Here is a 13092-nt window from a genome sequence, read left to right on the forward strand (position 1 = left end):
ACGAGCGCCCCGGCGGACTAATCGCTTGCGGCGGGCGCGCCGGCGAGCCACCTGGCCCGCCGGAGGTCGCGGCGACGGTTGACGTTGACCGCCAGCCCCCGGTCGGTCGCGACCGCGAGTCCCTCCCCGTCGCCGACGACGTTCAGTCCCGAGGGCGCGAGCAGCCGGCCGCCGGCCCGGAACGCGGTGTCGACGGTCACCCCGAGCGCGCGCTTGCGCCCGACCGGCACCGCGACCGTGGTTGCACCCTCAGCCGCGTCGAGCGCGCGGTCGACAGTCCCGGGGGTCAGCAGCGGGACGTCGGCGGCCACGGTCAGCACGGGCTCCGCGACCCGGTCGTCGGCCAGCGCGTGCTGGAGGTCCGGGACGTACCCTTCCCCAGGTGCCTCGATCCGCGGGCAGTCGAGCAACCCCGCCGTTCTGGGCGCGTGGGGGGCGGTGACGGCGTAGACCCGCTCGACCCGGCTGGCCGCCAGCACCCGCCGGACGCGTTCGACCATCGGGACGCCGCCGACCTCGACCAGCGGCTTTTCGCCCCTGTCCAGCCGGGTCCCCCGGCCGCCACACATCAGGAGAGCGTCCACGCGACCACCCCCGCGTGCAGCGCCGCGACCCGGGCGAGTTCGTTGGCAGCGCCGAAGACGTCGCCGTTGACGCCGCCGAGGTTCCGGCGCGCCCACGCGAGCAGGAGAAGAGCCACGACCGGACCGGCTGCGACCGCCGCCGCGGCCGCGGGCGAGGGCCAGGTCGCCGCCGCGGCCGGGGCCGCGAGCCCGAGCGCGACGAACACCGACCCGGCGCTCGCACCGGTGAAGGCCGAGCCGAGCCCCTCGTGGCTAGCCTCGCCGGCGGCGGCCAGCACCGCCATCGCGAGCTTCGCGGCCACTTCGCTCGCGATAGCCAGCCCGAGCGCGACCCGCCAGGAGAGGCTCGCAGCCGCGAGCGCGCCGAGCCCGAGCCCCAGGAGCGCGAGCCCGACGGCGACGGCCGCGCCGACCCCGACGGTCGTGTCGGCCATGACCTCGCGGCGGCGCCCGGGGCCGCCGTGGACGACGGCGGCGTCGCCGAGGTCCGCGAGCCCGTCGGCGTGGTTGATGCCGGTGAGCGCGACCAGCGCGAGAGGGTAGAGGAGGGCGGCGGTCGGCGTCGGGAGCGGAGCGGCGAGTGCCAGCCCCGCGACCGCCCCGACGGCGTAGCCGACGGGGACGAACAGCGCCGGCCGGCCGGCAAGCCCCTCCCAGGCGCGCTCGTCGTGGCCGACCGGAACGCGAGTCAGAAAGCCGACCGCGCCGCGCAGCCCGCTCAGGACCACGTTACCACCGCCGCGAGCCCGTAGGCCAGCAGGCCGGCCACGCCGGTCCGGACCAGCGCCGTCCGGGTCGCCGCGGCGTCCGGGAATCGCCCCTCGGGGTTGAGGGTGTAGACCCCGGGCTTCTCCAGGCGGACGTCCAGGGCCGCCGCCAGCGTCCCCATCGGCCACCCGGAGTTCGGCGAGGGGACCGCGGAGAGCCACGACCGCGCGCGCAGGAGCGCCCCCGGTCGGCCGGTCGCGGCCGCGAGCAGGAGCGCGCTCGCGCGGGCGGGCACCCACATGACCGCGTCGTCCAGCCGCGCGGGGATGCGCCCGACCGGCCGTCCCCGGTATCCGAGCATGGAGTCGAGCGTGTTCACCGCCTTCACCCACGCGGCCGCGCCACAGCCGACGGCCAGCGCCCCGACAGCCCCGACGCCCGCCAGCCCCGCCGCGGCCGCACAGACGCCGTACCACAGAAGCGGCGCGACCAGCCCGTCCGCGAGGTTCTCCGCGAGGCTCTCGACGGCCGCACTCCGCACCTGGCCGGGCGAGAGTGCCGCGGCGTCGCGGCCGGCCAGCGCCCGGAGTTCGGCTCTCGCGCTCGCGAGGTCCGACTCGGTGAGCGCGACGACGCGGCGGACCGTCGCGAGCAGCCGGCGCAGGCTGGTCGTCACGAACAGCGCCAGCGCGCCGACAGCGGCGGCCGCCAGCGGGTCGACCAGCCCCGCGAGCGCCACCGCCCCACCGACTGCCAGCGCGGCAGCCAGCGGCCACAGGAGCGCCAGCACTCCCCCCGCGAGCACCGGCCGCCGGAACGCCCGGTCGGGAACCGCCCGCCCGAACCAGGCGACCGGGTGCAGGCGGTCGGGCGGCTCGCCGACGGCGCCGTCGAGAACGAGTGCCCCTCCGACGGCCAGCGCGCCCAGAGCCATCACCGTTCCCCCAGCCACCCGGGGAACGCCGACAGCGGGACGTCCTCGGTCAGGACGACCGTCACCCCGGTGGTCCGTCCGCCGCCGTCGGCCCGGGGGTCGTCTCCGACGTGGACCAGCTCCCCGACGCCGACGCCCAGCTCGTCGGCTACCGCCTCGAAGGCCCGGTCGTGGGGCTTGCGCCAGCCACAGCCCACGCTGGTGACGACGGTGTCCACTCCGACATCGGCCCGCGAGAGCGTCCGGTCGACGAGCCCGGGCAGGCTGCAGTTCGAGAGCACCCCGACGGGCCCGCGCTCGCGTGCGGCCGCGAGCGCCTCGGGTGCGCCCGGTCGTACCTCCACAGGAACGTCGAAGGCGGCCAGCAGCGCGTCGCGGACGACGTCCACCTCCGCCTCGACCCCGCGGCTCGCGAGCGCGGCGCGGGAGTGGTCGACCAGCGACTGCTCGCGGCCGGGCTCCAGGTCCGCGTGGGACTCGCGGTAGGCGGCCTCCCAGTCGTCGGGGACGGGAACCCCGCGCGCCCGCAGCTCCGCGGCGACAGCGTCCCACGGGTCGTCCGGTCGCTCCTGCGTGACCAGCGTGCCGAAGAGGTCGAACGAGACTGCCACTACCTCCCTCTTGCCAGGGGCTCACTTGAATCGTTGGCTGAGGGCTGACCGGTCCACACCCGCGGCTGCGGGCCGGTGGGACACGGCGGGGCCGCGTGGACCCTCACTCCGTGACCCACTTCGACCGGCGGACATCGAAACTCCCGCAGACAGGACAGCTGTGGTGCTGGACCTCGAACGGCGTCTCGCAGGCGAGACAGACATAGGGCATCGGCTCCCCACCCCCGTCCGAGATACCTGACACTTCCTTGGCCCTGTCGAGGACACCCATCGCGACCACACCTGCCCGGTCGGACGGGAGCGACAAAAAGAGGACCGATAGTTTATCCCATTTTTTCCTGCCTCCCTTTTGCGGTTTGGCATCTCGTTCTGTTTCGGTATCATGTGGACGACCCACCCCGAGAGCCGACCGACTGACCCGCGGACTGCCCGTGTCCCGGACGGGACATATCTCTTCGATGATTTGATCGTTCGGGATAGCCCGATCCGCGACTGTCACCTATGTATGTATACGAATATATATGATATATAACTAAACATTCTATACCTGTCTGGATATGTTTATTTCGGTGCTCGGACGGTCGTCCAGACGAGCGGCCGTCATCCCGGTCCGTGAGCCGACACGCGGGGTGGTGTGGCCCGGCTTCTCACTCCGGTATCGGCGTCGTGACCGCGTCGTTGCCGGCGGCCGTCATCGAGTGGATCACCGAGGAGTAGTTCCCGATCCCGCCGGCGACCATGACGAGAGCGTCGTCGGGCGAGCGCAACAGCGGGTTGTCGTCGCCCCACCGGCAGTGGTCGTGGAGGTACTCCTTGACCTCCTGTTTCTCGTAGTCCTGCCCCAGACGCCCCGCGTGGTCCTGGCCCAGGACGAACAGCATCGGGCCGGGCATCGTGGACGGGCCCATCGCTGACTCGGTGGCGCCGTGGGCCAGCCCTTCGAGGATGTCCTCGTCGTCGGGGTCCGGTCCGATCCCCTCGTCGAGCAGGTGTGGCGAGTGGGCGGGGTAGACGGTGACGGCACTGGTGTCGGGGTCCAGGTCCGCGGTGTCCGTGTGCAGCGGGTCCCAGGGACTCTCCTCCTCGAACTCGCCGAAACAGTAGGTGTACCGCCCCGGGTGCGCGTGTGTCGCCTTCGTCCCGGTTCCGGGGTAGACCCGGCCGACCGTGATGAACGCGAGGCTGACCGCCCGGCCGATGGTCGCGTTGGCGCGGTAGCCGGGGCCGAACAGCCCCGTCCCGCAGTTCACGTCGAGGTCGTTTCTCGCGGGGCCGTTGACGATGACGGCCGGGCAGAAGCCGCTGGTGGTGGCCATCACGGCCCGGAGGTTCGGCCACTCCGCCAGCCCCTCCATCGCGGCGAGCACGGCAGGGAAATACTCCGGCCGGCAGCCGGCCATGACCGCGCAGCTGGCAAGCGACTCGACGGTGAGTTCGTCGAAGCTCGTGGGGATCTGCATGAGGGTCTCGCCGCCCGGCCGGTCGACGGTGGCCAGCGTGTCCGCGACGCGCTCGTCGGTCGGCGGGATCACGGGTAGCCCGTCCGAGAGTTCGTTCTCGTGGAGGTACTCGAAGAGCTCCTCGGGCTCGGTCGGGACGTTATCCATCGTCGCCAGCGAGCAGACACTCCTCGCAGGTGAGCTGGGTGTGGACGCTCCACTGGATCCGTTCGGCCAGCGCGTCGACCTCCTCGCTGTCGAGGTAGCGGGTCGGGTGGTCGACCGTGATGAGCGGGAGCTTCTCGTAGCCGTAACTCTCCGAGATCCTGGTGTTCAGGTCGAGGAACTTGTCGGTGATGACCTGGACGGTCGGGACTCCCTTCTCCTCGAAGGTCTTCGCGTCGACGACGACCGAGGAGTTACAGGACCCGCAGTCGGCGATCGCGAGAATGACCCCGTCGGGATCCGCCGCCATGATCTCCTCCATCAGGTCGCCCGGGACCGGGCTCGACGGCGTCGGCTTCCGGTAGTACAGCAGCTCCTCGATGCCGAACTCCTCGGTGAAGCGGCGCTCGAAGCAGTCGTACAGTTCCTCGCCGTTGGGCTTGCCCCAGTCGACGTAGGCGAGGGTCTTGCCCTCGAGGTCGTCGATGCGGTCGGCGTATGTCGCCTCCGATGTCGACTCCCCGTCCGACCCGGGGAGATTGATGCTCTCGCTCATGGGTGTCTCTAGCGTGCATCCCGGGTCTCATATACCTACGGGGGCGGTCCCGCCCCGCCCGCGCACGCGGGACTCTCCCCGCGTTCAAACCGTGTCAGGATGGACCTTTTCACTGCTCACTATCGTTCGCAGGAAAAGTCCGCCCTCCCCGATTTGAACGGGGGACAAGTCGATCTACAGTCGACTGCTCTACCAGTCTGAGCTAAGGGCGGGCGTCCGGTGATAGGACACGAGCCGGACTTAACCATTATCATTCGGAGAGCGACCGACGCCCGACAGACGGGCGTCAGACACCTCGGGAAGATTGATATACCCCGACAGACAACGTGTATGACGACCGCGATGAGCAAGATCACGTTCCGCGCCGACGACGAGCTCATCAGGCGACTCGAGGAGTTCGACGCCTCGAAAAGCGAGGTGATGCGGGAGGCCCTGCGCGAGTATCTCGACGGCGCCACCGCCTCGACGTCCGACACGCGGCCCAGTGCCGACCCCGAACCCGAGACCCTCGACGAGGCCGTCGCCGACCGCGTGGACGCGCTCATCGCCGACCGGCTCGAGGAGGCGTTTACGCCACGCCAGCCCCGCGACGTCAACGTAAACATCACGCTCGACGGCGATTCTGCGGCCGTCAGCGACGAACAGGCCGGCTCAGTAAACACCACCGCGGGCGCGTCACACGACTCGCCGGCCGATGCGTCACACACGCCGGAAACGCGTAAGACGGGTGACGGGGGCGACGAAAACGCGGCTGCAAACGAGAGTAAGACGTGCTCGCAGTGCGGGGAAACCGTGTCGCCGTCCCACGTTTACTGTCCGAACTGTGGGGAGAAGACGGCGCGGCGGGTGTTCTGTGACTGCGGGGACGAACTCCGCTCTGACTGGGGATTCTGTCCCGGCTGTGGCCGCCGCACCCCCGCAGCGGACGTTCTCGACCAGGGCTAACCGCCCGTAAACAGCCATCTCAGTGGGTTTACTCCGGTAAACGCCCTGATGTCTTACGCAACCCCCAACCTTTATTACATACCAGTCTGTGGTATGTTGTGCGTAAGACGGCCGTCTTACACACCGCGACGCGCGGCACGCATTCCGCCGCTGTCGTGCGGTTTCGGTGTGTAAAACGTGCGGGCCGGGGGTGTCCCGGTCCCCGTCTTACCCACAAAGGGGAACACAACATGGAGCGTGTGACACTACGGATTCCGAAACAGCAGGTCGAAGAGGTCGAACGGATGGTCGAGACGGGGGAGTACCCCAACCGGAGCGAGGCGATCCGGGCCGCCGTTCGGGAGATGCTCGACGAGCAGGACGCCGGCAAGGAGCGTCCCTCCGAGAAACGCCAGCGCCGCAAGCGCTCGTGGGCCAAGGTGTAACTATGCAGGATATCGTCAACGAGGCCCTCGAACGCGACGAGCAGGAACAGAAACAGATGGACGACGTCGACGGCTTTGGCGATCCGCGGATCGTGATCGTCGGCTGTGGCGGCGCCGGCAACAACACGGTCAACCGCCTCTACAACATCGGCGTCGACGGCGCGGAGACCATCGCGCTGAACACCGACAAACAGCACCTGCAGATGATCGAGGCCGACACGAAGATCCTGGTCGGCAAGTCCCTCACCAACGGGCTCGGCGCGGGCGGCGACCCCTCGATGGGCGAGCGCGCCACCGAGATGGCTCAGGGGACCATCAAGGAGGTGCTCGGTGACGCCGACCTCGTCTTCGTCACCGCCGGCATGGGTGGTGGCACGGGGACCGGCGCGGCGCCGGTCGTCTCGAAGATCGCCAAAGAGCAGGGCGCTATCGTCGTCGGCATGGTGTCGACGCCGTTCAACGTCGAGCGCGCGCGCACGGTCAAAGCCGAGGAGGGCCTCGAGCGGCTCCGCGACGAGGCCGACTCCATCATCGTGCTCGACAACAACCGGCTGCTCGACTACGTCCCGAACCTCCCGATCGGCAAGGCGTTCTCGGTGATGGACCAGATCATCGCCGAGACGGTCAAGGGGATCAGCGAGACCATCACCCAGCCCTCGCTGATCAACCTCGATTACGCCGACATGACCTCGATCATGAACAAGGGTGGCGTGGCGGTCATGCTGGTCGGCGAGACCCAGGACAAGAACAAGACCGATGAGGTCGTCAAGGACGCGATGAACCACCCGCTTTTGGACGTCGACTACCGCGGCGCCTCCGGCGGGCTGGTCCACATCACCGGCGGCCCCGACCTCACGCTGAAGGAGGCCGAGGGGATCGCCCAGAACATCACCGACCGCCTGGAGGCCGACGCCAACGTCATCTGGGGCGCGCGCATCCAGGAGCAGTACAAGGGGAAGGTCCGCGTGATGGCGATCATGACCGGCGTCCAGAGCGCCCAGGTGCTCGGCCCGACGACCCAGAAGCAGGCCGACAAGTCCCGCCAGGCCATTGAGGGCGTCGACGACGAAGCCTTCGACGCCGCGACGAACGTGGCCGAAAGTCGCGAGTTCGGCGAGACCGACGGCGGCCGCAGCAGCGTCGAGACCAACAACGGACTCGACGTCGTCCGCACTAACGACTGAGTCCGGCGACCCGGTTACCCCCCCACTTCCGCGTTTCAGGTGAGCGCGTCCAGCAGGCCACACTTCCGGCAGACCTCTCTGGCGGTCGGCGACCCACACTCCGCACACTCGCCGAGGTCGCCGTCGCCGTCCGATGCGTCGTACTCGCCCGCGGCCAGCGCCGCCAGCTCCTCGTAGCCCGCCATGATGGAGTGGCGCGTCCCGGGGTGTCGCTCCTCCAGGTCGTAGAGCAGCTGCTGGATCTCCCCGCGGTAGGCTTCCTCGGCGTGGGGGCACTCGGTGATGTGGGCCGGCAGGTCGCGGACGCGGGCGTACAGGGCGACCTCCCGCTCGGGGACGTCCCGCAGCGGCTTCGCCCGCGGGACGAACTCCTCGCCCCCCTCGCGGGTGCGCTCCGCGTCGGCCCCCTCGAAGGGGCCGAGGCTGGCGTCGAACTGCTGTGACAGTTTTCTGATATCGCCCTCCAGAAAATTCATCAGCGCGGTCTCGGCCTCATCATCGAGATTATGACCAGTCAGAAGCTTGTCAGCACCGAGGTCGGCCGCGTACCGGCTCAGCACGTCCCGGCGGAACACCCCGCAGTACGCACAGGCCGACATGTCGTGTGGGTCCTCCTCGACCACCTCGTCCATCCGGACGTCGAACTCCTCGTCGTAGGAGACGACCTCGTGAGCGACCCCGAGGTCGGCGGTCAGTTCCCGGCAGGCCGCGAGCGACTCGTCGCGGTAGCCGTCGATCCCCTCGTGGACCGAGAGCGCGACCAGCTCGACCCGGGGGTCACGGCCGAACGTCTCCGCGAGGATCTGCGTGAGGACGACGCTGTCCTTGCCGCCGGAGAGGCCGACGACCCACGTCTCCGGGTCCCCGGCGGTGGCGTCGTCGGGCAGGAGGTTGTCCTCGCGGACCCGCCTGCGGACCCGCTTCTCGACGGACTGGCAGAGATGGTCCTCACAGAGGTGAAGCCCGGAGTAGGCGGCGTGCAACACGGCGTCGGCGCCGCACTTGTCGCAGTCCATTACCGTCGGCTCGGCGTCCCACGCCGTTGACCGTTTCGCTCCCGATGTGGCTCGGCCCGGCTGCCGGTTCCACGGAGCGCAAGCCGTTTGTCTGCTCCCGTCATACCCGACGGCGATGACCGACTGGCCTCGCAGCGAAGCCGTCGCCCGTGTCGAGGAGGTCGTCGCCCGCATCGAGGAGGAGCTCATGCCGGTCCCGGTCCGCGAGGTGTGGGTCTACGGCGACGCCGCGCTCGGCCTCGACCCCGTCGAACGCCTCGACATCTACCTCACCAAGGACATCCTCTTTCACGGGGAGGAGGACCGGGAGGCGGAGTTCATCGACTCCCACGGGGTCGAGGGCGTCGGCAAGACCGTCCGGGCCGAGTGGGCCGACGAATTCCCGGAGTATCTCCGGGCGAACGCCAGCGGGCACGCCGCCCCGGAGAAGTGTCTCGCTGCCCACCTCCTGGCCGACGACGAGCCCGTCCACCTGGAGGTCTGCAACGCGAGCTTCGAGGACAACGTCCGCCAGCGCCTGGAGGGCGCGATGGCCCGGGAGAACTACGGCGAGATCCTCGACCCCCGCGGGGCGTGTCTGTGGGTCGACGGTCACCGCTCCGAGGAAGCCTTCGAGAAGCTCCGGGCCGGCGACTTCGTCTTTCCCACTCTGTCCGACGCCCTGGAGATGCTCGGACTCGAGGCCGACGAATCTCGGGAGGCTGCCGAGGCCGTCGAGCAGTACCGGAAGCAGCAGGACGGCCCCTCAGTGCGGGGGGACGTAGTTTGAAACCGGAGGGCGGGACCACTCCCGGGTATGTCCTGACGAGCTACTGCGGAGCGGCCCGCGATAGCGTGACCGACCGCTCCGCGCTACGGGGTCCGCCGCCGGCCCTGTCGGGTCACCTGCTCGCTATACCTGTCCGACAGTCACGAAGAAGGGGACGGTCTCACGGTGGCGATACTCCCCCGCTTGCATCTGTGCCACGACCTCTCTCCCCATCGCCCGCCACTCCGCTCTGAGGTCGTCGAACTCCTCCGGGGTCGCGCCGCCGGCCAGCACTTCGGCACGGTCTCCACTCAACCCCTCGCCGCTGGCCTTCCGCCGCGCGCTCTCGATGTCCCGCTCGGTGTACGGCGGGCTCACCGTTCGCTCGTGGTCGTACTGTCGAACCTTGACCTCGGACAGGCCGACCCGCTCGAACAGCCCGCGGGCCGCGCCGAAACTCGCCTCGGTCCCGACGCCAGCGAGGTACAGCTCCCGCGCTCGGCGCGCCAGGGGCACCTCCGTCTCGACCGTCGAGTCGACGGTGACGGCGCTGTTGTCCGGTTCGATGACGGCCACGCGCTCGCTGGCGACGCGAGCGAATTCCCGGACGGCGCGCTCTGGGTCCGGGAGGTTCACCAGTAGCGCCTGGCAGACCACCAGGCCGACGCTGTCGTCGACGAACGGGAGACTGACGGCATCGCCGACGACGCTGGGGCCGCCGGCGTGAGCCAGCAGGTCGGCGTCCGCGTCGACCGCGACCACCTCGCCGGGGCTCTCCTCGCGCAAGACGCGGGTCAACTCGCCGGTCCCTGCGCCCACGTCGAGGGCGTACTCGCACCGCTCTAGGCCCAGTGGTTCCAGCGCTTCCCGGGAGTCTGCCCACATCCCCTCGCGGGTGGCAGTCAGATACTCGGCGGTGAACTCGCGCACACGTTCGCTACTGGCTTCTGCGGTAAAATTCCCTGCACTCACTCCCGCAGCTCCCGCACCCGCCGGATGTTCCAGGCGAAGTCCTTGCCGTCTTCTGTCGGAGTCTCTAGCACTAGCGGGACTTCACGGATAGCCCCGTGATTGACGAACGCGCGCATCCCGTCCTCGCCGATCAGTCCCTCGCCGACGTGCGCGTGTTCGTCCTTGTTGGTGCCACACTCGTGTTTCGAGTCGTTGAGATGGACACAGGCCAGGTTCTCCAGCCCGACCACGTCGTCGAACTCCGCGATGGTCTCCTCCACCGCTTCCGGCGTCGAGAGGTCGTACCCCGCCGCGAACGCGTGGGCGGTGTCGAGACAGACCTCCAGGTCCTGCGCCGAGCGGTTGAGCACCGCCCGCAGGTGGTCGAAGTCGCCGCCGAGTTTCGTCCCGCTGCCGGCGTCCGACTCGACGAGGACAGTCACGCCCTCGGGAACGTCCAGATCGTCGAGTGCGCTCGCTGCGTTGTTCAGCCCACCCTCGACGCCCGCACCCGTGTGCGCGCCGAGGTGGACGTTGACGTACTCGACCCCAAGGGTCTCGGCCGCGTCGACCTCCCGTTGCATCGACGCGACGGACTTCTCCCGGAGGTCGTCCTTGGGCGTCGCGAGATTCACGAGGTAGGAGGCGTGGATGACCCATGGGCCGATGTCGTCCTCTTCGGAGATGTCGCGGAACTGCGCGGCGTTGTCGGGGTCGATGTCCGGGTCCTGCCAGACCTGCGGGGAGTGTGAGAAGATCTGCCCGCAGTTGCCGCCGAACTCCCGCTGTTCGTCGACGGCGTTGTGGACGCCGCCGGCGACCGAGGCGTGCGCACCGACGCGGAGTGTCATACCGGCCCGTCGGGCCCGCCGGCTCTTAGCGGCTGTGACTCGTGGCCGGCAGGGTCGTCAAATCCCTGACGGTACCACTCACGCTTCCGGGGTGGTTCGTTCGTGGACCCAGGCGTCGCTCGCGTACTTCCGCGCTGCAAGCTCCCGTGCCCGCGCCAGCTCCCCATCGGTCCACCCCCCCTCCTCGGCCCCGCACCACTCGACCAGCGCCGCCTCGAGCGCCGCGACGGTCTCCTCGCGGTCGGCGCCACACTCCGCGCGGACGGAGGTGACGCGCTCGCGAAACCGGTCGGGCGAGAGGTCGGCCGCGAAGACGCCGAGGTGTGGTTCGACCGCCCGGCTGTGCGTGACCGACCCATGCTGGATCACGGCCTCGCGCTGGCGGTACTGGGCGTTGCCGCTGATCTTCTTCCCGTCAACTCCGATGTCGTGAGCGGGGTCGAGTGCGCGCAGGTAGCAGGCCGGCCGGTGGACGGCCGGCGCGGGCTCGTCGAGAAAGCCGGCGCCGACGCCGAGCCGGTCCAGCCCCGCCAGTACCGGCTCACAGAGCCGGTTGTACGCGGCTTCCAGCTCGCCCGGGAGCGCCTCGGCCGGTGCGATGACCGAGTAGGAGATGTCGCCAGCGTGGTCGTGGTAGATGCCGCCGCCGCCGGTCTGCCGCCGAGTCACGTCGATACCGTTGCGCGCACAGAACTCCCAGTCGACGGTGGCGGAGTCCTGGCCGTAGCCAAGCGAGAGCGTGCTCGGCTCCCACCGGAAGACCCGCACCGTCGCCGGCCCGCCCGCCGCGACCGTCTCGGCGGCGACCTCCTCCAGGGCCATCTGCACCGGCCCCGGTCGCGTCTCCTCGGGGACGAGCCGCCACTCCCGGTCGGTCAGCTCCATACCGGGGGTCGGGTGGCCGACGGCAAAGCCGTTGTGTCGACCCGCCGCGGGTTTGTCCCCCTGTTTTTTATCCTAGTCGTCGGTTGTGGGCGTATGACAGGCATCCTCGCGCTGGAGCCGACCGACGACGTGGCGACGTTCGCACAGCGGGTCGAACGACTCGAGTACGATTCCCTGTGGACCGGCGAACTCTGGGGCCGGGACTCCTTCGTGGCGCTGACCCGGGCCGCCGAAGCGACCGACGACCTCGGCCTCGGGACTGCGATCGTCAACGTCTACGGGCGCACCCCTGCGACGCTCGCGCAGGCGGCCGCGACCCTCGACAACGCCTCCGGCGGGCGCTTCCGGCTGGGGCTCGGAACGAGCACCGCGAAGGTCGTCGAGGACCTGCACTCGATGTCCTTCGAGAACCCGCCCCGGCGGACCCACGAGACCGCCGAACTCGCCGGGGAGTTCCTCACCGCCGAGGGCCGGGTCTCCTACGACGGCGAGCTGTTCTCGGTCGCCGACTTCCCCTCTCTGGGTACGGACGTGCCGGTGTACACGGCCGCGCTCGGGCCCGCGATGCGGCGCGTGACCGGCCGCGTCGCCGACGGGTGGCTGCCCCACAACATCCCCTTCCACGACCTCGCGAACGCCTTCGAGACCATCGCCGAGACGGCCCGGGAGGCGGACCGCGACCCCGGCTCGATCACGGTCGCGCCCTACGTCCCCTCGGCGGTCAGCGAGGACCGCGAGGCGGCCCTCCGAACGGCCCGGGGCCACGTCGCCTACTACGTGGGCAGCGGCGAGGGCTATCGGGCGGCCGTCGCCGCCCATTACGACGGCGCGGACGCGGTCGCGGAAGCCTGGCGGGAGGGCGACCGCGAGGGCGCACGCGAGGCCGTGACCGACGACATGCTCCAGGGGCTGACCGTCGCCGGCACGCCAGAGGAAGCCCGCGAGCAGCTGGCCGAGGTCGCGGGCCGCGACATCATCGACGAACCGATCGTGGTGATTCCCGGCGGAGCGAGCGACGAGGTGGCCGACTCGACCGTCGAGGCGCTCGCGCCGGCCAACCGGTAGAGCGCACGGCTCAAGTCCGTCCGGC

Annotated in this window: 16 protein-coding genes and 1 tRNA gene; 5 read left to right on the plus strand and 12 right to left on the minus strand. The window is 69.9% G+C overall.

Features of this window, described 5'->3' with window-relative positions:
• Nucleotides 1–17: 17 nt before the first annotated feature.
• From GN153_RS15680 to GN153_RS15715, 8 genes are all read right to left on the minus strand, one after another.
• Nucleotides 18–569, minus strand: coding sequence for an NTP transferase domain-containing protein (locus GN153_RS15680; RefSeq protein WP_159905055.1), 552 nt, complete (start codon nucleotides 567–569; stop codon nucleotides 18–20).
• Nucleotides 569–1312: an adenosylcobinamide-GDP ribazoletransferase gene (gene cobS, locus GN153_RS15685; RefSeq protein ID WP_159904450.1), complete on the minus strand. Its 744-nt coding sequence runs from the start codon at nucleotides 1310–1312 to the stop codon at nucleotides 569–571. Before cobS ends, GN153_RS15680 begins: the two co-directional genes overlap by 1 nt.
• Complete coding sequence (locus tag GN153_RS15690; protein ID WP_159904452.1) at nucleotides 1303–2226, minus strand: CobD/CbiB family cobalamin biosynthesis protein; 924 nt, start codon at nucleotides 2224–2226, stop codon at nucleotides 1303–1305. Before GN153_RS15690 ends, cobS begins: the two co-directional genes overlap by 10 nt.
• The gene (locus tag GN153_RS15695) at nucleotides 2226–2837 is read right to left on the minus strand and encodes an HAD family hydrolase (RefSeq protein WP_159904454.1); all 612 of its coding nucleotides are present in this window, start codon (nucleotides 2835–2837) and stop codon (nucleotides 2226–2228) included. Before GN153_RS15695 ends, GN153_RS15690 begins: the two co-directional genes overlap by 1 nt.
• A gap of 103 nt (nucleotides 2838–2940) precedes the next feature.
• Complete coding sequence (locus GN153_RS15700; RefSeq protein ID WP_159904456.1) at nucleotides 2941–3117, minus strand: hypothetical protein; 177 nt, start codon at nucleotides 3115–3117, stop codon at nucleotides 2941–2943.
• Between the two features lie 367 nt (nucleotides 3118–3484).
• A complete protein-coding gene (locus GN153_RS15705; protein WP_159904458.1) occupies nucleotides 3485–4444 on the minus strand; it encodes a hypothetical protein in 960 nt (319 codons plus the stop codon).
• Nucleotides 4437–4997 (minus strand): UGSC family (seleno)protein, encoded by a 561-nt coding sequence (locus tag GN153_RS15710; protein ID WP_159904460.1) that lies wholly within the window; start codon nucleotides 4995–4997, stop codon nucleotides 4437–4439. The genes GN153_RS15705 and GN153_RS15710 overlap by 8 nt, the downstream gene beginning before the upstream one ends.
• 138 nt (nucleotides 4998–5135) lie before the next feature.
• Nucleotides 5136–5209, minus strand: a tRNA-Tyr gene (locus GN153_RS15715).
• Nucleotides 5210–5339: 130 nt separating this feature from the next.
• On the opposite strand from GN153_RS15715, the gene GN153_RS15720 reads away from it, so the two are divergent.
• From GN153_RS15720 to ftsZ, 3 genes are all read left to right on the plus strand, one after another.
• On the plus strand, nucleotides 5340–5942 hold the full coding sequence (locus tag GN153_RS15720) for a double zinc ribbon domain-containing protein (RefSeq protein WP_159905057.1): 603 nt from the start codon (nucleotides 5340–5342) through the stop codon (nucleotides 5940–5942).
• A 230-nt stretch (nucleotides 5943–6172) separates the two neighbouring features.
• Nucleotides 6173–6367 carry a ribbon-helix-helix domain-containing protein gene (locus tag GN153_RS15725; protein ID WP_159904462.1) on the plus strand — a complete coding sequence of 65 codons (195 nt, stop codon included), beginning with the start codon at nucleotides 6173–6175 and terminating at the stop codon, nucleotides 6365–6367.
• Nucleotides 6368–6369: 2 nt separating this feature from the next.
• Complete coding sequence (ftsZ, locus tag GN153_RS15730) at nucleotides 6370–7551, plus strand: cell division protein FtsZ (protein ID WP_159904464.1); 1182 nt, start codon at nucleotides 6370–6372, stop codon at nucleotides 7549–7551.
• A gap of 35 nt (nucleotides 7552–7586) precedes the next feature.
• On the opposite strand, the gene ncsA is transcribed toward ftsZ, so the two are convergent.
• The gene (ncsA, locus tag GN153_RS15735) at nucleotides 7587–8567 is read right to left on the minus strand and encodes a tRNA 2-thiolation protein NcsA (RefSeq protein WP_159904466.1); all 981 of its coding nucleotides are present in this window, start codon (nucleotides 8565–8567) and stop codon (nucleotides 7587–7589) included.
• Between the two features lie 115 nt (nucleotides 8568–8682).
• Here ncsA and GN153_RS15740 point away from each other — a divergent pair, with 115 nt between their 5' ends.
• Entirely contained in the window at nucleotides 8683–9336 is a 654-nt protein-coding gene (locus tag GN153_RS15740; RefSeq protein ID WP_159904468.1) for a DUF7095 family protein, read from the plus strand.
• 123 nt (nucleotides 9337–9459) lie between these two features.
• Here the strand turns inward: GN153_RS15740 and GN153_RS15745 are convergent, their stop codons facing one another.
• The 3 genes from GN153_RS15745 to GN153_RS15755 all read right to left on the minus strand — a co-directional run bounded on the left by GN153_RS15745 (nucleotide 9460) and on the right by GN153_RS15755 (nucleotide 12002).
• Entirely contained in the window at nucleotides 9460–10245 is a 786-nt protein-coding gene (locus tag GN153_RS15745) for a class I SAM-dependent methyltransferase (RefSeq protein ID WP_159904470.1), read from the minus strand.
• 38 nt (nucleotides 10246–10283) lie between these two features.
• On the minus strand, nucleotides 10284–11117 hold the full coding sequence (locus GN153_RS15750) for a deoxyribonuclease IV (protein WP_159904472.1): 834 nt from the start codon (nucleotides 11115–11117) through the stop codon (nucleotides 10284–10286).
• A gap of 78 nt (nucleotides 11118–11195) precedes the next feature.
• Nucleotides 11196–12002 (minus strand): lipoate--protein ligase family protein, encoded by an 807-nt coding sequence (locus tag GN153_RS15755; protein ID WP_159904474.1) that lies wholly within the window; start codon nucleotides 12000–12002, stop codon nucleotides 11196–11198.
• A 93-nt stretch (nucleotides 12003–12095) separates the two neighbouring features.
• Here GN153_RS15755 and GN153_RS15760 point away from each other — a divergent pair, with 93 nt between their 5' ends.
• Entirely contained in the window at nucleotides 12096–13067 is a 972-nt protein-coding gene (locus tag GN153_RS15760; RefSeq protein WP_159904476.1) for an LLM class flavin-dependent oxidoreductase, read from the plus strand.
• Nucleotides 13068–13092 lie beyond the last annotated feature (25 nt).

Origin of the sequence: Salinirussus salinus (genome assembly GCF_009831455.1) — an archaeon.
Taxonomy (GTDB): Archaea; Halobacteriota; Halobacteria; order Halobacteriales; family Haloarculaceae; genus Salinirussus; species Salinirussus salinus.